Source organism: Limnothrix sp. PR1529 (assembly GCF_002742025.1).
Classification (GTDB): domain Bacteria; phylum Cyanobacteriota; class Cyanobacteriia; order CACIAM-69d; family CACIAM-69d; genus CACIAM-69d.
Window position 1 is genome coordinate 1 of sequence record NZ_LIRO01000052.1, and the last position, 17,735, is coordinate 17,735.

Here is a 17,735-nt window from a genome sequence, read left to right on the forward strand (position 1 = left end):
TCCAACTGCGATGGTCATGGAAGAACTCCGAGTAAGAAGGGAAATAAATGACAAAAATGAGAGGTCAGGGATGATCGATGGCCAAGGGCGACTAAGCACAAAGCGATCGAATCGCCACAATCACTCTCAGAAAAGTTTAACTTTCTTTACCTAAATCCGGCTAGGGGATCGCCCCAGGAATTCGGCCGGGGGTTCCCCGGCATTGTGCGGGTCAATGCGCAGGGCGGGGCCCTGGGGCGATCGCCGGGCCCGAACCGGCAACTCACGCGATCGCCCGCTGTGGGGCCTGGTTCGGTCGCCATGGGCGATCGCTTTGGCTGCCAGCGTCCTCAATCCCATCGCACATCCTGATATTGCGCCTCGATCGACAGGATTGATCGCAATCCCGGCATATCCAACACCGTGGCATCGGCCGGCTTATTCAAAAAATGATGAACCAACAGCAGGCCCGTAAAAGTCCAGGTTTGGTAAAGACGCGCCTCTTGACCCAACCAAACCCCCGTGGGCCCATCAAAATATTCCGGCCATTTTTGTTCCGGTAACCGCTTCAACAACACCTGATAGGCATCTTGCAGACAATCCCAGAGCGACTCGTGCAAATGCCCAAAGCGATAGTAGGGCGTGGTTGACGTTTGTTGATGTCGCAAAACGGCCACCACAAAATACCAAAGCAGGCAGGGCCAGTGACCGCCATTGTGATAGCACCAGGGGCGATTTTTGGAGTCATACCCGGTCTTATTGCGCCAATCACTGGCATCCAACGGAGGATGGCAAATGCGCAAGGGCATTTCTCCAAACAAATCGGCTTGGTTATTCAGCACCAATTGAAAGAGGGCACGCTGTTGGGAAAAAGTGAGCACATCAAAAATAGCGCCCAAGCAATTGCCCAAGGAAAAAAAGCGAAAATCGGGGCGACCTGTACGGATATTACCAATCAGATATCCCCCTTGATCGCCCAGCCAGGTTTGCAACCAGTGGGGAATCGTTTCGGTGCGAATATTATATTCATTGGAAACTCGCTCACCATATTGATCAGTGGGGCGACGGCGCAGGATTTGAATGGTTTTGCCATTAATCCAATAGTGCTGAAGCAGATAGCGACGCAGGCGACGGGCCAGGGCAGTGGCGTATCGTAATTGCCAAATTTGCTGCCGAATAAAGGGATCGGTGAGGGCTGCCGATCCGGCAGTGCTGCCAATCACTTTTTCCTTCAGGTCGCTATGAATTAAAACGACGGAACTGAGCAAGGCTCCATACAGCAAGGTTTGAATTTCTAAGGGTGCGCCCCACACATCCAAGGGGCGATCGATCATGAAGGCTCCATCGGGTACGTAAAGGGTTGGAGCGTGCCGAAACCATGGATGCAAAATCAGCCGCAGAAACCGCTGGATTCCCTGTTGGACTTTGGGTTGTTGGCTCCAACTCCAATCGCCCGTGCGTTGCACATAAACATGGGCCAAAATCGGCCACCAAAGGCTGGCATCAACGGAGGAAACCCGCCCGATCGCCCGTTGGCCATAGTCAGCCACCAGGGTTTGGCTGTTGGGTTCCACATAGAAGCTGCTGGGAAAAATGCCTTCCGTTTGGGGATCGGTGCTTTGCAAGTCCAGGCAAATATCTAGGAAATCTCGCAGTAAATCCGCTCGTCCATCCAGCAAAAAATAAATCATCACGGGTACGTTATCCCGGATGAAAACTTCGTTGTAATTCAGGTCAGGATCCGGCGGGGCATCGGGTCGATCGCGCCGAGGTTGTGGCAAGGCGGCAAAGGTTCCCACGGGGCGATCGCGACAGTAAACAATTGATTTGTCATAGAGCAAATGCCGCGCGTGATGAATACTTTGAACGCTGTCAAATCGAGCCATAAATGCAAATCCTTAGCGGAAATCTATCGCCTTGTGGCCGGTGCTTAACCGATCGCTGGGCAATTTGAGGTTCGGGTAACCCCTCCAAGCTACTCAAAATTCGCTGGTTATGCTGGAGAGGCCGAGCGGCACGTTTCGGCCGGTCGTTCAACCAGTCGTTTCACCGTCAGTTGCCGAGTTACTCAAGGCTCGATTCAGCATCCCGAGGGTCATTGGTCATTACCCATCGCTGAAGAACGGGCTGTTCATGGAGGATTCCAACAGAACCATGACTGACTTGAAAAACCTGTATATCGTCACCATTAGCATTCACGGCCTGCTGCGGGGCAGCAATTTGGAACTGGGCCGCGATGCTGATACGGGTGGTCAAACCAAGTACGTGGTGGAGCTGGCGCGATCGCTCGCCCAGCGTCCAGAAATTGATCGGGTCGATCTCATCACTCGTCGCATCCAAGACCCGAAAGTGAGCGCCGACTATGCCCAGCCCATTGAACCCCTCAGCCCCAAATCGCAAATCGTTCGGCTACCGGCCGGGCCGCGTCGCTATCTGCGCAAGGAGGTACTTTGGCCCCATCTCGATATCTTTGCCGATGAAGTCTTGCGCTACCTGCGCACGGTGGGCCGCACGCCGGATTTGATTCACAGTCACTACGCCGATGCGGGCTATGTGGGATCCCGGGTGGCCGGGTGGCTGGGGGTGCCCCTGGTACATACGGGCCATTCACTGGGGCGGGTGAAGTTGCAGCGAATGTTGGAGCAAGGCAGCAAACCGGCCGCCCTGGAGGAGCAGTTCCACTTCAACACCCGCATTGAAGCGGAGGAAGTCACCCTGGCCAGTGCCAGCTTGATTGTGGCCAGCACACAACAGGAAGTGCAGGAGCAATATCAGGTTTATGACAATTACCAGCCCGATCGGATGGTGGTAATTCCGCCGGGCACGGAGCTGCAGCAGTTTTATCCACCGCCGGCCCAATGGCCCACCCCACCGATCCAAACCCAGCTCGATCGATTCCTCACCGAGCCACAAAAGCCGATGATCCTGGCCCTGTCGCGGGCGGAGCGGCGCAAGAATGTGGCCAGTTTGGTGCAGGCCTATGGCGAGTCGCCGGAGTTGCAATCCCTGGCCAACCTGGTGTTGGTGCTGGGCAGCCGCACGGACATTGCAGCCATGGAGCCGGGCCCCAGGCAGGTGATGACGGAACTGATGCTGTTGATCGATCGCTACGATCTCTACGGCAAGGTGGCCTATCCCAAGCAACACCAGAGCACCGACGTGGCGGACTTATATCGCCTGGCCACCCAAACTCGGGGCGTGTTCATTAATCCGGCCCTGACGGAACCCTTTGGCTTAACGTTGATTGAGGCGGCGGCCAGCGGTTTGCCGGTGGTGGCCACCAATGACGGCGGCCCGCGCGATATTCTGGCGGCCTGTGCCAACGGGCAGTTGGTGGATCCGTTAAATCTTGACCAAATTCGATCGGCCCTTTACCAAGCCTTGACCCAGCCCGATCGTTGGCAACAATGGTCTGAGCAAGGCTTGGCAGGTGTGCGACGCACCTTTTCCTGGGAAGCCCATACGGAAAAATATCTGCAACAGATTCGGCAACTGTTACAACCCAAGGCCTTGCATGTGGGCAGCGCCCTCAGCGTCACCACCCCAGCCCATCGCCAGCGGCGGGAGGTTTCCACGAATCCGCTGATTCGGGCAGAACATCTGTTCATTTCCGACATTGACAACACCCTGATTGGCGATCGCGAAGGACTGGATCAGCTCTTGGCCCAGTTGCTGGTGGACGATCGAGCGATCGGGTTTGGTGTGGCCACCGGGCGCACCCTGCCCAGCGCCCTCGAAACCCTGCAAGATTGGCAAATCCCGCTCCCGGATGTGTTGATCACGGCCGTTGGCAGCGAAATTCACTACGGCCCCGACCTGGTTCCCGACACCCGTTGGCGACAATACATCAGCCACAACTGGCAACCGAACGCCATCCGCAACGCCTTGAACGACATGGAAGGCCTGGTGTTGCAGCCCGCTGCCAACCAGCGATCGCACAAGATCAGCTATTGGATTGATCCGCAAATTGCGCCCCAAGTTCGCCAAATTCGCCAATATCTGCGCCGTCAGGGGCTAAATGTCCGGCTAATTAGCTCCCATGGGCAATATTTAGACATTTTGCCCTGGCGTGCCTCCAAGGGCGATGCCCTTCGCTACTGCGCTCTGAAGTGGGGATTTTTGATCAAAAACCTGCTGGTGGCGGGCGATTCGGGCAATGATGTTTCCATGCTGCGGGGCAACACCCGGGCCGTGGTGGTGGGGAACCACAGCCGCGAACTCGATCGGCTGCGCACTCATCCAAACATCTACTTTGCCGGAGGGCACTACGCTTGGGGCATTTTGGAAGGGTTGGCCCATTACCAAATTCCCGGCTTTGGCGATCGGCCTCCGTCCCCGTTGGTGTATCCCAGCCCGATCGCCCGTTTCGGTAGCAGCTCAATTTCGGGCGATCGCCCCGGTGGCCCCAAACAGTCAACCTTGCAGCGGGCCCTGTCTTGAACCTAATGGGCGACCGCCCAGTCACATTCCCAAACCGATCCTTCCCATAATTCAGTGCTCGATCGGGCGCTGGTTGGCCTCCGAAGCGTGATCGTTGCGACGGAAGCTAGCAGGGTCTCATGCTCAAATCATGAGGGATCGGGCAACTCCAACAACATCCATGCGGGTTCAGCAGTCCCATCCTGGCGAGGCTGCTTAGCCCGCATCTGTTTTGTTTTCTGTTTGATAGATCGGCTGGTCGATCGGCGGGTCGATCGGTTGGTGGATCGGTTGGTGGGTTCGGTCTAGATGTCAGTTTGCATCTCTGTTCCAATCTCTAATTCAGTGGGCGAATCAAAACCTTGAAATCGGGACTTTCTGCGGCAGCGTCCGGGTAATCTCAGTTAGTCTGTGCTGAGGGAATTGTCGCTTGCTCAAACCAAGCCTCTTGCACCATGGCCGATCGCGTGCTGCCCTGCCCCATTCGCTTGTGCCTCTATTGCCCTGGAGTCATGCCCGCAAGCCGCTGGCCCCAGTCTCCTCAGCTTCAACCCAGTCCCCCAATCATTCCCGACGGACTTTCCAAAGTCATTCTTCCCAAAGCAATTCTTCCCAAAATAATTCAGGCCGTCCTTTCAGACTGTTGTTAACGTATGGGAAGCGTTGATCGTCCCGTGCGATCGCCCCTGGGGATCCGTCATCCTGCCTTCGAGAAGTCCTGTTGCCTAGCCCCATGACCGACCCGTTCAGCACCGCCTCATCTCCTGCTGGATCGACCTCACCATCGACCCCACCGTCTCGGTCAGAACCTGACGCGAGCATTGCTCTGCACCCGGAGGCCGATTCGGCTCCCCCCTACCGGGCCGTGAGCTTTGATGAGCATCAGGTCAATTTTCAATCTCTGATTGAAAAAGCCACGGATATTGTAGTGATTTTGGACAGTTGCGGAATTTTTCGCTACGTCAGCCCCTCCACCGAGGGCATTTTGGGCTACACCTCCGCTGAAACCGTGGGGCAACCGGTCGAAAACTTCGTGCATCCGGTAGATTTGCCCGCCGTCCAAGGCACGATCGCGGCGGCCCTGGCCCAACCCGGCGTGAGTCAACGGCTGTCGGATTATCGCGTGCGCCATGGGGACGGCTCTTGGCGTTTTTTTGATGCGGTCACCACCAATCTGCTGGACGATTCGGCCGTGCGCGGCATTGTGGTGAACTGCCACGACATCACAGAACGGCGCTTGGCCGATCGGGTGTTGATTGAACGGGCCCGGCTGTCCAAGTTGGAGGCGGAGGTGGGAGCAGCCCTCGCTTCTGGGGGATCGCTGTCGGAAGTGTTGCAACGTTGCACCCAAACGATCGCCGGGGCCCTGCAAGTGCCCTTTGTGCGGGTTTGGACCTATAACCGGGAGGCGCGGTTGCTGGAGTTGCGAGCCTCAGCCGGCCAACATTCCCTGGTGGCGGAATTTCCCACCTATATCCCGATCGGGGCTTCCCTGGTGGGGGCGATCGCCCAAAGTCGCCAACCCTACCTGACCAACTGCACCGCCACCGACCCCAACTTTGAGGCCCGCGATTGGCTCGACAGTGAGCAGGTTGTGGCCTTTGCGGGCTATCCCCTGATTGTGGATGACCAATTGGTGGGGGTGATGGCCCTGTTTGGGCGGCGGCCCATGGTGTCGGCGGAACATGGGGCCCTGGGTTGGATTGCCAGCGTCTTGGCCATGGCCATTGACCGAGCCTGGGCCCGCGAGGCCCTGATGTCGCGGCGGGAGGCGCTGCTGTTTCGGTTGGCGGGGCAAATTCGCCAATCCCTGGATGTGGAAGTGGTTTTGCAAGCGGCGGTGCAGGAGATTCGATCGCTGCTGCATGTCGATCGCTGCTTGTTTTTGAACTATTGCCCCCGGCCGGTGAACAAGGATGTGACCTTCCTGGAGCAATCCTATTGGGAAGTGGCGGCCGAGTCGGCTCAGGGCGGTCTACCGAGCTTTGTGGGCAAGCAGTTACACGGCTTGGCGGCGGGAGTTGCGCCGTTGCTGTTGCAGTGGGAAATTGTTTGCACCGATGAGGTGGTGCGGCCGGCGGCGATTACGGTGCAGGAATTTTTGGCGCAACTGTCGGCGGGGGCCGCGTTGATTTTGCCGGTTCAGGGCAGCCGCACCACCTTTTTGGGGGCGGTGGCCTGTGTGGAGCATCGGGGCGATCGAATTTGGAGCGAAAGCGAGGTAGGCCTGTTGCGGGGGGTGTGCGACCAATTGGCGATCGCCTTGGATCAAGCGGCCCTTTACACCGATGCCCAAGACAAGGCCCGCCAAGCCCGCGACCAGGCCGATCGCCTGGCCCAAGCCCTGGATGAGTTGCAGTCCACCCAAATGCAACTGTTCCAAAGCGAAAAGATGTCCAGCTTGGGGCAAATGGTGGCTGGCATTGCCCACGAAATCAACAACCCGATCGCCGTTGTCCATGGCAATTTGAAATATGCCCGGCAATATTTGGCGGAATTGCTGAGGGTGATTGACACCTATCGATCGACCTATCCCGAAGCCCACGAGGCGATCGACCAACTGTTGCGGGACATTGACTTAACCTTTGTTCGCCAAGACTTCACGAAACTCCTAGAAGCCATGGGGTTGGCAGCGGAGCGAATTCGGCAAATTGTCCTTTCCCTGCGCAACTTTGCTCGCCTCGATCGGGCGGGGATGAAACCCACCAATCTCCACGAATGCTTGGACGAAACCCTCACCCTCCTGCGCCACCGACTGGAACCCAATGGGCGGTTTGGGGGCATTCAATTGGAGATCGATCGGGGAGAATTGCCCCTGGTGACCTGCCATGGGGGACAGATGGCCCAGGTGTTGATGAACCTCATTGGCAATGCCATTGACGCGATGGAGTCGATCGATCGGCCCGCCATCTTGAAAATCAGCACTCGCCTGTTGAGCAACGGCCCCCAATCGATCGCGGAAATTGCCATTCGTGATTCGGGCTATGGGATTTCTGACGACATTCGCCCCCATCTGTTTAATCCCTTCTTCACCACCAAGCCCGTGGGTCGCGGCACGGGCTTGGGCCTGTCCATCACTTATCAAATTGTGGTGGAAAATCACGGCGGCACGATCGACTGGACTTCCGACCCGGAATGGGGCACAGAATTTGTGATTCGGCTGCCGGTGTTGCTGCCCCTGCCGCCCAGTTGCCGCACCTGAGCGGTTGCAGTTTGGCCAACCAGCCCTAACGCGGCATGGCTGGGGCGCTTGAGGGAGTGGGTGCGCTGGCGGGCGCAAGGTTTGGCGTAAAGGGGCGATCGTGCCCACCCAAGGCCCGTACAATCGCCCGCGTATTTTGCGCCAACATCTTCACGTAGCTCTCGGCCGGCCCCCCAGCCACCCCGATCGAATCCGCATAGAGCTTGTCGGGAGCCAGGGCGACCCCACTTTCCGCCGCCACCGTCTCAATCAAAGCCGGGTTAATGGTTGTTTCTGCAAAAATTGCTGGCACTCTGGCTTGGCGAATGGCCGCCGCCATCCGGGCCATGGTTTGGGCGCTGGGTTGCTCCTCCGTGCTAATGCCAATCAGGGTTCCGAGCACCGGAATCCGATAGGTCTGGGCATAGTACTGAAAAGCATCGTGGGTGGTCACCAGTCGTCGCTGGGCGGCGGGAATGGTTTGAATTTGGTCACCAATCCATTGATCAAGCTGTTTGAGTTCCCCCAACAACCGATCGGCATTGGCCACAAACTCCGCCCGATCGCCCGGGGAAAGCTTGCTTAATTCATCCCGAATCGCCATCACCATCACCATTCCATTGCGGGCACTGCCCCACACATGGGGATCCGGAACCGTTGCCCCCTGTTTGGGTAGGGTGAGGGCCGGCACTCGCTCCCCGATCGCCACGGCCTTGGCCGTCTGTCCCGAAGATTGAATCAGCTTAATAATTCCCGGCTCCAGGTTATAGCCATTGTAAAAAATCCGATTTGCTCGCTCGATCGCCACCGTATCGCGCGGCACGGGTTCATAGAGGTGGGGGTCATCACCGGGTCGGAGCAAGCCTTTCACGATCACTTCATCACCCGCCACCCGTTGGGTTAAGTCCGTCAAAATCGTGCTGGTGACCACCACCGTGGGCCGATCGGGCCCGCTGGGTCGCTCTCCTAACCCACAGCTCACCAGCAAGACCCCAATCCCCAAACTGCCCAGCCATCGCCCCCAAGAAAAACCGGGGCCCCACTGCCCGATCGAGGGCTGGCCGGTTGTGTGGTGTTTTCGCGGTGATGCCAGTTGTGATTGCTGGCGTAATTTCTGCCGTGCTTTCTGGGGTAATTGGGGTAATTGGGGTAATTTCTGCCGTGGTTTTCGGGGTTCTAAGGGTCGAATCATGTGCCGTTTCTCCATTGCCATCATCAAGCCACCGCCAGCAGTCCAAGACCGGGGCCAACCCCAGCCCGATCGCGGTGTTTTTACCCAAGGGCCCGCAGCCCGGCCGCAATCAGAGCGCTGGGAGGGCTTGACTTAACTTTCATTATCATTTCATAATTACATTCATAATCTTTTCATGATCTTTCTCGGTTTGATATCGTGAAAGGCAGGTAGCTGCTAGATCGGGTTCAGGTCATTTCGCACGATTTGATCTGGACTTTTTTTGCCCATGGGCCCAACTCCAATGATGATGAGCACTCATGCGATCGAAATTGACCACTTAAATGCTGCCTATCGCGGCGTGCAGGCGCTCCTGGATGTGAGTTTGCGCATCCAGCCCGGACGGCTGACGGGCGTGGTGGGGCCCAATGGGGCGGGCAAAAGCACCCTGATGAAGGCCATGCTGGGCCTGGTGCCGATCGCGGCGGGGCGGGTGGTCTATGGCGATCGCCCTTTGCAACAACAGCTCGATCGCGTGGCCTATGTGGCCCAACGATCGCAGGTGGATTTGGATTACCCGGCCACGGTTTGGGATGTGGTGTTGATGGGGCGAACGCGCAAAACGGGCTGGCTGCGGCCCTTTTCCAACACCAGCCGCCAAGCGGCCCGGGCGGCCCTGGAGCGGGTGGGCCTGTGGGAATTGCGCGATCGCCCGATCGCTCAGCTATCGGGAGGGCAACAGCAGCGGGTGTTTTTGGCACGCTCGATCGCCCAAGAAGCGGATGTGTTTTGTTTTGATGAACCCTTCGTGGGGGTCGATCGGCGCAATGAGGCCATCTTGTTTGACCTGTTTCGGGAACTGGCCCAAGACGGCAAGGTGGTGATGGTGGTGAATCATGACTTGGGCGAGTCGATTACCCATTTTGATGATTTGGTGCTGCTCAATCGCCAACTGGTGGCCGCGGGCGATCGGGCGGCGGTGTTGAATGACCTGAATTTGCAACGGGCCTATGGCAGCCGGGTGAAATTTTTCCAGGAGGCCGCCTAATGGACGGGCTGCTGCAAGCCCTAGCGGAACCGCTGCAATACACCTTTTTTCAGCGATCATTGGTGGCGGCGGTGGTGGTTGGCCTGCTTTGTGCCTGCACGGGCAGCTATCTTTTGGTGCAGCGCATGGCCCTGTTGGGCGATGCCATCAGCCATTCTCTGTTGGTGGGCTTAGCGATCGCCTTTGCCATGGGTGGCAGCTTGTTCCTAGGGGCCCTGGTAGCCGGGTTGGTGAGCGCGGCGGCCATTGACTTTATCCGCAATCGATCGCCCCTCAAGGAAGATGCGGCCATGGGCATTGTCCTTTCGGCCTTTTTCGCCCTGGGGATTGTGCTGATCACCACGATCCAAAAAGACAACAAAATCGATCTCAATCATTTCCTGTTTGGCAACCTCCTGGCGGTGACCAGCGGTGACCTGTGGGATACGGGGCTGGCGGCGGCGCTGGTGCTCGGAGCGATCGCCCTTTGCTATAAGGAACTGCACTTTTATACGTTCGATCGCCTCGGGGCCCAAGCGGCTGGCTTGCCCGTCCGTTGGCTAGATTGGGGGCTGACCACCGCGATCGCGATCACGATCGTGGCCAGCATGAAGGCGGTGGGGGTGGTGTTGGTGTTGGCCCTGTTGATTACGCCGCCAGCCACAGCCTATTTGCTTGTCCCTCGACTCCACCAAATGATGGGGCTAGGGGCCCTGTTGGGTTGTTGCTCCAGCGTGGCGGGGCTATATCTCAGTTACTTTTTCAATTTGCCTTCGGGGCCGGCGATCGTGCTGGTGGCTTCCGGGTTCTTTGTGCTGTCGCTGTTGTTTAGCCCACGTCAGGGGGTTTTGTTCCAAGGCTGGCGGGCCAAGGCCGCGGGCCGCACCCCGATCGATTCCAGCTCGATCGACTCAGAATCCACGGACGGAACCGATCCCTAGAAATCAACAGAAATCAGCAAAAATTGGGCGCTTAGGGGCCAGGATTCAACAGCCGGAAATCAAACCCCGTTCCCGATCGATTGCCCTCCCGCACCGTGATCAACACCAGGGGTAACGAGCGATCGCCCGTATTGGCAAAGCGCACGGAAGCGGAAGACCCCGCCGCTTGGAAATCTGGCCGATGCAACGCAGCCTTCACAGCCGATCGCGTGGGGTCTTGGGCCTCATTCAGATTGCTGCCGGAAACCGGTTTTTGGTCAGGTTTTTGAGTAATTTCCTGATTAATTGCTTGAATCAAAGCCTGGGCCGCATCGTAGGCCATCGCCGTTCGCCAATTCACATCCCCACCCCAACGACGACGCATGGCCTTGGCAAAATCCAACGATTGGGGCAAATCCGGATGCCAGGGAATTGCCAGAATCGTGCCCTGCGCACTGGCTCCCAACTTCAACAAGTCCAGTGAATAAATTGAATCGCCCCCCAACACCGGCAGCCGTCCTTGATTGGCTTCCACGATCGCCAAAGCTGACGGCAGTGTCGAGCGATCGCCCAAGAGCACTAACCCTTCGCTACCCTGGCTTTGGCGTTCCCCAAACAGCACCAAGCCCTCCGTGTTGAACGATTGGGCCTGACCGATCGCCCGTTGCGCATCGATCGGCTCGGAACCCATCTCTTGCAACTGCACCTGGCCCTGGCCGTCGGCCATAAACTGTTGCACAAATTCCGTTTTCAGGGATTGGCTATAGGCGCTTTTGGGGTTGTAAAACACCGAGACCCGCGCCAGTTTCAACTGCTGACGGGCCACCATCGCCAGGGCCTGTCCCGCCTGGCGATCGCTCGGAACCGTTCGCAACACCGCATCCCCCAACCCACTGAGGGTCACCGCCGTGCTGGAAGGGGAAATCATCGGCAGCCCAGCCCGTTGATAAACCCCAGCCGCCGCCAGCGAAGTGGTGGAGCTGAAGTGGCCCACCACCCCCAACACCCGAGGATCTGCCGCTAGGGTTTCGGCCACGGCCTTGGCGGTGACCGGGTTGTTGCTGTCGTCCGCAATCACCACTCGCAATTGCCAGGCAGGTTTCGGGCCGGATCGCTCCCGATCGCCCTGGTTCCATTGGGCTTGGGCCTGCGCCACTCCCCGCAGCAACTCCTTGGCCACATCGGGCAAATTAGCCGCCGGTACAACCACGGCGATCGTCCGTTGCGGAGCCTCCCGCGCCAGCCAATTATTCAAATAAATCAGGGCTTCCGGATCGTTGGGCCGCTGTTGCAGACTTTTGCGCAACAGGGCGATCGCCTGGGTTGGATCTCCAGCTTGCCCCGCCGCGGCCGCCGCCAACTTATCGGGCGAGTCTGCCAACAAGACCTGCTCACCACTGCTCAAGGACGGGGCCGGCCCCCCTTGAGGATTAGCGGTTGGCGGGGTCTGGCCCTCGTTGCCCAAAAGACCGTTCGATCGCACCAACCAATAGCCCCCACCCAACAGGGCCAAGGACATGAACAGAGCCGTAATCAGTAATGGGGCATCTTGGGAGCGACGACTCATGGGCAAAACCGCGATGGCTGGATCAAGATGGCTGGATCAATAGGTCACCCCACAGCCCATCAATCAAAACAATGACCCGATCAACAACGACCCGATCAACAATGACCCGATCCGGCAGTCCTTGGTTTTGACCATTTCTGTTTTGCCCCATTGCTGTTGCCAGTCTTCGATCGATAGGTTCGCTCAATCATTCGCGCCAATCGCTCGATCGGAAAATCTGTGCGATCTGTTTGTCCGATTTGTCGGATTTGTCCGATCAAAAACTGGGGCAGGAAGGATGACCCTTTGCCCCAGTTTATGCGGAATTTCGCGGTTTCTGACGGACGATCGCCTTAGCTTTCGATTAGCCCGTTCATTCGATCTTTGACGGTTCTGGCTAGCTTAATCTTCCGCAAAAATGTACTTGTACAGATCCTTGGGATCCGGTTCAGGGCTGTCGAGGGCAAATTTCACCGCATCGTTCACATGCTCTTGGATCCGGCGATCGATCTCCTTCAGTTCTTCCGCCTTCACCAATCCTTCACCGAGCAGGTGATCGGCCAGGCGAGTGATCGGATCGCGCTTACCCCAAACTTCCTTTTCTTCCTTCGCCCGCAGTTCATCCGGATCGGCCAAGGAGTGACCCCGGAAACGATAGGTCAAGGCTTCAATGACCGTGGGGCCTTCGCCAGCGCGGGCCCGGGCGATCGCCTCTTGGGCCACACCGCGCACCGCCAACACATCCATCCCGTCCACTTCTACGCCGGGCATCCCGAACGCGGGGCCTTTTTTGTAGATTTCGGGTACCGAGGTGGCCCGTTCGTGGGCCATCCCGATCGCCCATTTATTGTTCTCAATGACATAGATCACTGGCAGCTTCCAAAGGGCCGCCATGTTCAAGCATTCAAAGAACTGGCCATTGTTCGCGGCTCCGTCCCCAAAGAAGCAAACGGTCACCCCGTCGGAACTGGGGTCATTCATGGCTTCTCGTCGATACTTGCTTTGGAAGGCCACGCCCGTTGCCACCGGAATTCCTTCCGACACAAAGGCATAGCCCCCCAGCAAGCGGTGCGGCTCCGAGAACAAGTGCATGGAACCGCCACGGCCCTTGCTGCAACCCGTCACCTTACCAAACAGCTCTGACATCACTTCCCGGGCAGGCACACCAGCACTCAGGGCATGAACGTGATCGCGGTAGGTGCTACACACGTAATCATTGGCATCGCGGCGCAAAGCCCGAATCACCCCCGTCGAAACGGCTTCTTGGCCGTTGTAGAGGTGAACGAAGCCAAACATTTTGCCGCGATAGTACATCTCGGCGCACTTGTCTTCAAAAAGGCGACCCAGCACCATGTCTTCGTAGAGCATAAGCCCTTCTTCGCGGGTGACGGTGGCGCGGGTGGTCGGGGTTGCGGGAAGTACGCGTTCTTGTACCATTTCGCTGGTGCTGGGGTTGCGGGCTGAGTCGGTCAATTCAGAGGGTTCGGATTGCCTGGGCAAGGGTGGCGGCGATCGATTGCGCCATCCCACCGATTGCGCGGCTAATTTTTTGGGAAATCCAGTTCAACATAGTACCGGACTTTGGCAGTCCCCGCGCGGTTGGGCGATCACGGCATTGTGAAATCCAGGATGGGGATGCATGGAATTGGGGGGTTAATCAACAGTAATTGATTTCTTGTCATTTGCTCACATTCTCTTAAAAATGCGAATCCATCCTACAGGCTGTCATACAATGAACAGATGCTACTCGGATTCAAAACTCAACTCAAGCTCAACAACCAACAACGCACCGTACTAGCTCGCCATGCCGGTGTCGCGCGTCATGCCTGGAATTGGGGTTTGGGACTGACTAAGAGCATCCTTGACCATAACCAATTACATCCCGAGGAAAAGATCAAGTTTCCATCTGGAATTGATTTGCACAAGTGGTTAGTAGCCTTAGTTAAATCTGAACACCCTTGGTACTACGAAGTCTCCAAAAGCGCGCCCCAAAATGCTTTACGCCATTTGCGGGTAGCTTGGGATCGATGCTTCAAAAAGACTTCAGGCGCTCCTAAATTCAAGAAAAAGGGTCGCCATGACTCCTTTGAACTGGATGGAACCATACGCATCAAGGGACTGAATAAAATTCAGGTTCCCAAGATTGGCATCCTGAAAACCTATGAGGCATTACCTCAAAACACCCAGCCCAAATCAGTCACCATCAGCCGCCAAGCGCATGATTGGTTTATCTCATTTCGGATCGAGATCGAACCTGTCATTACGCCTAAATTGGTTGATGTTGTAGGTGTGGACTTGGGTATCAAGTCCTTGGCAACTCTCAGCATTGGAGAAGTGTTTGAAGGCGCTAAAGCCTACAGACAACTGGAGTCCCGGCTCTCTCGCTTGCAATGGCTAAATCGCCACAAACAGCAAGGATCTGAGAACTGGAAAAAGGCTCAACGGGCGATCGCCCGGTTGCATCAGCGGATCGCCAACATCCGTAAAGACACCATCCACAAGCTCACGACCTACCTCGCCAAGAACCACGGCACGGTGGTCATTGAGGATCTGAATGTGTCTGGAATGATGGCGAATCACAAGCTAGCCAAGGCGATTCAGGATATGGGCTTCTATGAGTTTCGGCGGCAACTGGATTACAAGACGAAGTTGTATGGCTCTGAACTGGTGATCGTGGATCGCTGGTTTCCATCGAGCAAGACTTGTTCCCGTTGTGGCACGAAAAAAGAGACTCTATCTCTTTCAGAGCGGGTGTTTGATTGTGATCACTGTGGATTGCAGATTGATCGCGATTTGAATGCCGCGATTAATCTGCAAAAGGCGGCCAGTCCGGTCGTGTCAGTCTGTGGAGCGGATGAAGCCGACTTCGCCGCAATGAAGCAGGAAGTTTCCTGATTGGTGCATTTGCTAGTCAATTGCAGCAATTATTAGTGAATTAGTGACGGACAGTTTGAGATCTCAAACGCAATCACGGGTCATCACACGGGTCATCACACGGATCATCACGCTGAGTGTCAGCAAGCCGCACCCCTGCTCGAAGCGCTGGCCGATCGCGCGGGCCGTCGATCGGGGCGGTTTCATGTGCCGGGTCATAAGGGCCGGGCGATCGACCCACTGTTGGCGGATGCTTGGGGCGATTGCTGGGCTTGGGATTTAACAGAACTGGATGGGTTGGATAATTGGGCGGCTCCCCAGGGCGCGATCGCGGCGGCCGAAGCGTTGGCGGCCGATTGCTTTGGGGCGGGCCTCACTCGATTCTTGGTGAATGGGGCCACGAGCGGACTGGTGGCGGCGATCGGGGCAGTTTGCCAAGATGGCGACTCGCTGATTGTGGCTCGCAATGCCCATCAATCTGTTTTGGCAGGTTTGATTCTTGCGGGGGCACAGCCCTGCTGGGTTTGGCCAACGGTCGATCGGGAATGGCAAATGCCCACGGTGGTGACTCCCGAGGCGATCGCCCAAGCCCTGGCGACCTATCCCCAAGCGAAGGCGGTGCTGCTGGTGTCACCGACCTATCACGGTTGGGTTTCGGATTTGCCCGCGATCGCCCAACTCACTCGATCGCACGGTATTCCTTTAATTGTCGATGCGGCCCACGGGGCCCACTTGGGGCTGCATCCGGAACTCCCGATCGCTCCCTTGGCGGCCGGCGCGGATCTGGTGGTGGCTTCGGCTCACAAAACCCTTGGTTCCTTAACCCAATCGGCGCTGCTTCATCTACACCCCCAGGCTTTGATCGATCGCGATCGGCTGAATCAAGTGTTGCGATGGGTCACCTCCAGCAGCCCCAGCTACTTGCTGATGGCCAGCTTGGACGCGGCTCGGCGGCGGGCGGCGCTGTGGGGTCAAGTTGATTGGGGCCAAACGTTGGTGCGGGTCGATCGGGTGCGATCGCAGTTGGCGGGCGATCGAGCGATTCAGGTGCTTTCGGGGCCAAATCTGGATCGATCGCGCTTAACCGTTCACTTGGCTGGCTGGAATGGTTACCAGGCCGATGAAGCGTTAGACCAAGATTGGGGCATCACCGCCGAACTCAGCAGCCCCCAGCACCTAACCTTTGTTTGGACACCGGCCAACACCGACCAGGAAGCCGATCGCTTGGTGGCGGCTTTGGGGGCCCTGGCGCGATCGCCCCAAGTGGCTCCCGATCGGGGGCTGGATGCCATTGCCGGGTCGCTTGCGCCCCCCAGTCCGGCCCCGCTGACCCCACGCCAGGCCAGCCAGCGCCCCACCGAGGCGATCGACCTTAACCGGGCGATCGGGCGCATTGCCGCTGAGTGGATCTGTCCCTATCCACCGGGAATTCCCGCAATTGTGCCTGGGGAAATCATCACTGCCGAGGCGATCGGCCAAATTCAGCAAACCCTGGCCCTCGGCGGCGACTGCACCGGCTGTGCGAACCTCAGCGTTCAACAATGTCTTGTCATCATTTCAGCCGATCGCTAGCGATCAGCTCCTTGAAAAGTTCCCAAGGAAAAATTCCCAAAAAACAAGGTGGAGCCAGCGACAACACTGGCTCCACCCAAGGCTATCCATTTTCGCAATGGACTGCGCTAGCCTTGATTAGTTGCAATCCTTGGTAGCATCACTAGCCAACTTGGTAGCGGCACTAGCAGCTTCATTTTCCTTAGCCGTGATGCACAAGATAGCCTTGGCTTGTTGGTCTTCCAACGTCACCACGCCCTTGAAGCTCTTCAGGGAAGCTTGCTGCTTTTCAGCGGTGCTGGTTGCTTTCGTTGCGTCACCTTCAGTCTTGTACTCGAAGTTATCGGTTTTTTCCTTGATACCAGCGTTCAGGGTCTTCAGGTCAGTAGCAAACTTACCTTGCTCCACGTAGTAAGCCTGTTGAGCACGGTTGAGCGAACCAACATAGGTGCTACCTTCCGACTGACGAGCCTTAGCGGCTTGGTTGAGGAAGGAGGGCAGAGCAATTGCTGCCAGAATACCGATGATGATGATTACAACCAGCAGTTCAATCAGGGTGAAGCCTTCTTCGCTGTTGCGGCGCTGGGCGAGGTGTTGGATCAGCTTGGCTTTGAATTCAGCTTTCATCTGGGATAGTCTCCTCGAGAGTCGGGGGAGGAAGGTTGGGAAGGTGGGGATTTTGTTCCCCTCATGCTTGCAACTTACCCAGGTTACCGGGGATTCATATCAACCGCAGCAGAATTTTTTTGGGGTCAAGGGAAAAAGCCTGAAAACCCTTGCTAAACAAGCATATTCGAGAGTTAACCCCAAGGAATTTTTAGGTGGCTTTTGGATCAGGATCATGATTTCCGCGATCCTGACGGGCGGGCGCAGCACCTGTTCAGCACCATTTTTCGGGATGCCCAAGGAATGCCGCTTGGGAAATGCTGAATTTTGGGTCAATCCCAGTACTGCGGCAAGCTTATTTTTATAGGTCAGCTCAAATGATTGCTACCGTTCAAGTGATTGCTACCGTTGCCAAATCGTTCGGTAGCAAGGGGCTTAAGCCCCTTGTCTTCCACGATCCA

At 57.0% G+C, this 17,735-nt stretch carries 15 protein-coding genes; 8 read left to right on the forward strand and 7 right to left on the reverse strand.

From position 1 onward, the window contains the following. Nucleotides 1–150: 150 nt before the first annotated feature. Nucleotides 151–339 carry a hypothetical protein gene (locus AMR42_RS08045; RefSeq protein WP_099532940.1) on the reverse strand — a complete coding sequence of 63 codons (189 nt, stop codon included), beginning with the start codon at nt 337–339 and terminating at the stop codon, nt 151–153. Beyond that, nucleotides 330–1,865, reverse strand: a complete 1,536-nt coding sequence (locus AMR42_RS08050; protein WP_099532941.1) for a glycoside hydrolase 100 family protein — start codon at nt 1,863–1,865, stop codon at nt 330–332. Before AMR42_RS08050 ends, AMR42_RS08045 begins: the two co-directional genes overlap by 10 nt. 268 nt (nt 1,866–2,133) lie before the next feature. Between AMR42_RS08050 and AMR42_RS08055 the strand changes: the two genes are divergently transcribed. Then, the gene (locus AMR42_RS08055; protein WP_099532955.1) at nt 2,134–4,419 is read left to right on the forward strand and encodes an HAD-IIB family hydrolase; all 2,286 of its coding nucleotides are present in this window, start codon (nt 2,134–2,136) and stop codon (nt 4,417–4,419) included. A 712-nt stretch (nt 4,420–5,131) separates the two neighbouring features. Further along, entirely contained in the window at nt 5,132–7,600 is a 2,469-nt protein-coding gene (locus AMR42_RS08065; RefSeq protein WP_099532943.1) for an ATP-binding protein, read from the forward strand. Nucleotides 7,601–7,625: 25 nt separating this feature from the next. Here AMR42_RS08065 and AMR42_RS08070 read toward each other — a convergent pair whose 3' ends face one another. After that, nucleotides 7,626–8,771 carry a metal ABC transporter solute-binding protein, Zn/Mn family gene (locus AMR42_RS08070; RefSeq protein ID WP_099532944.1) on the reverse strand — a complete coding sequence of 382 codons (1,146 nt, stop codon included), beginning with the start codon at nt 8,769–8,771 and terminating at the stop codon, nt 7,626–7,628. Here AMR42_RS08070 and AMR42_RS20335 point away from each other — a divergent pair. The 3 genes from AMR42_RS20335 (at nt 8,770) to AMR42_RS08080 (ending at nt 10,718) form a co-directional block, all read left to right on the forward strand. Further along, entirely contained in the window at nt 8,770–8,907 is a 138-nt protein-coding gene (locus AMR42_RS20335; protein WP_158234402.1) for a hypothetical protein, read from the forward strand. The two genes, AMR42_RS08070 and AMR42_RS20335, sit on opposite strands and share 2 nt — an antisense overlap. A 150-nt stretch (nt 8,908–9,057) precedes the next feature. Continuing rightward, nucleotides 9,058–9,798, forward strand: coding sequence for a metal ABC transporter ATP-binding protein (locus tag AMR42_RS08075; protein ID WP_190354669.1), 741 nt, complete (start codon nt 9,058–9,060; stop codon nt 9,796–9,798). A gap of 8 nt (nt 9,799–9,806) precedes the next feature. After that, entirely contained in the window at nt 9,807–10,718 is a 912-nt protein-coding gene (locus AMR42_RS08080) for a metal ABC transporter permease (RefSeq protein WP_099532956.1), read from the forward strand. Nucleotides 10,719–10,749: 31 nt separating this feature from the next. Here AMR42_RS08080 and AMR42_RS08085 read toward each other — a convergent pair whose 3' ends face one another. After that, entirely contained in the window at nt 10,750–12,264 is a 1,515-nt protein-coding gene (locus tag AMR42_RS08085) for an ABC transporter substrate-binding protein (protein WP_099532946.1), read from the reverse strand. 381 nt (nt 12,265–12,645) lie between these two features. Further along, nucleotides 12,646–13,680 carry a pyruvate dehydrogenase (acetyl-transferring) E1 component subunit alpha gene (pdhA, locus tag AMR42_RS08090; RefSeq protein WP_099532957.1) on the reverse strand — a complete coding sequence of 345 codons (1,035 nt, stop codon included), beginning with the start codon at nt 13,678–13,680 and terminating at the stop codon, nt 12,646–12,648. 303 nt (nt 13,681–13,983) lie between these two features. On the opposite strand from pdhA, the gene AMR42_RS08095 reads away from it, so the two are divergent. Next, entirely contained in the window at nt 13,984–15,138 is a 1,155-nt protein-coding gene (locus AMR42_RS08095; RefSeq protein WP_099532947.1) for an RNA-guided endonuclease TnpB family protein, read from the forward strand. 63 nt (nt 15,139–15,201) lie between these two features. Here AMR42_RS08095 and AMR42_RS21370 read toward each other — a convergent pair whose 3' ends face one another. Then, a complete protein-coding gene (locus tag AMR42_RS21370) occupies nt 15,202–15,336 on the reverse strand; it encodes a hypothetical protein (RefSeq protein WP_255407536.1) in 135 nt (44 codons plus the stop codon). Here AMR42_RS21370 and AMR42_RS08100 point away from each other — a divergent pair. Beyond that, a complete protein-coding gene (locus AMR42_RS08100) occupies nt 15,325–16,689 on the forward strand; it encodes an aminotransferase class I/II-fold pyridoxal phosphate-dependent enzyme (RefSeq protein ID WP_199858121.1) in 1,365 nt (454 codons plus the stop codon). The two genes, AMR42_RS21370 and AMR42_RS08100, sit on opposite strands and share 12 nt — an antisense overlap. 117 nt (nt 16,690–16,806) lie before the next feature. Here the strand turns inward: AMR42_RS08100 and AMR42_RS21495 are convergent, their stop codons facing one another. After that, nucleotides 16,807–17,295: a type IV pilin-like G/H family protein gene (locus tag AMR42_RS21495; RefSeq protein WP_099532949.1), complete on the reverse strand. Its 489-nt coding sequence runs from the start codon at nt 17,293–17,295 to the stop codon at nt 16,807–16,809. Nucleotides 17,296–17,338: 43 nt separating this feature from the next. Here AMR42_RS21495 and AMR42_RS19805 point away from each other — a divergent pair, with 43 nt between their 5' ends. Then, nucleotides 17,339–17,641, forward strand: a complete 303-nt coding sequence (locus tag AMR42_RS19805) for a hypothetical protein (protein WP_143472987.1) — start codon at nt 17,339–17,341, stop codon at nt 17,639–17,641. Nucleotides 17,642–17,735: the final 94 nt, after the last annotated feature.

Bases quoted from the DNA above. Each gene is read 5' to 3' on its own strand.
- AMR42_RS08045 (WP_099532940.1), bottom strand. From the start codon at position 339: ATGGGATTGAGGACGCTGGCAGCCAAAGCGATCGCCCATGGCGACCGA.
- AMR42_RS08050 (WP_099532941.1), bottom strand. From the start codon at position 1,865: ATGGCTCGATTTGACAGCGTTCAAAGTATTCATCACGCGCGGCATTTG.
- AMR42_RS08055 (WP_099532955.1), top strand. From the start codon at position 2,134: ATGACTGACTTGAAAAACCTGTATATCGTCACCATTAGCATTCACGGC.
- AMR42_RS08065 (WP_099532943.1), top strand. From the start codon at position 5,132: ATGACCGACCCGTTCAGCACCGCCTCATCTCCTGCTGGATCGACCTCA.
- AMR42_RS20335 (WP_158234402.1), top strand. From the start codon at position 8,770: ATGTGCCGTTTCTCCATTGCCATCATCAAGCCACCGCCAGCAGTCCAA.
- AMR42_RS08070 (WP_099532944.1), bottom strand. From the start codon at position 8,771: ATGATTCGACCCTTAGAACCCCGAAAACCACGGCAGAAATTACCCCAA.
- AMR42_RS08075 (WP_190354669.1), top strand. From the start codon at position 9,058: ATGATGAGCACTCATGCGATCGAAATTGACCACTTAAATGCTGCCTAT.
- AMR42_RS08085 (WP_099532946.1), bottom strand. From the start codon at position 12,264: ATGAGTCGTCGCTCCCAAGATGCCCCATTACTGATTACGGCTCTGTTC.
- pdhA (WP_099532957.1), bottom strand. From the start codon at position 13,680: ATGGTACAAGAACGCGTACTTCCCGCAACCCCGACCACCCGCGCCACC.
- AMR42_RS08095 (WP_099532947.1), top strand. From the start codon at position 13,984: ATGCTACTCGGATTCAAAACTCAACTCAAGCTCAACAACCAACAACGC.
- AMR42_RS21370 (WP_255407536.1), bottom strand. From the start codon at position 15,336: ATGACCCGGCACATGAAACCGCCCCGATCGACGGCCCGCGCGATCGGC.
- AMR42_RS21495 (WP_099532949.1), bottom strand. From the start codon at position 17,295: ATGAAAGCTGAATTCAAAGCCAAGCTGATCCAACACCTCGCCCAGCGC.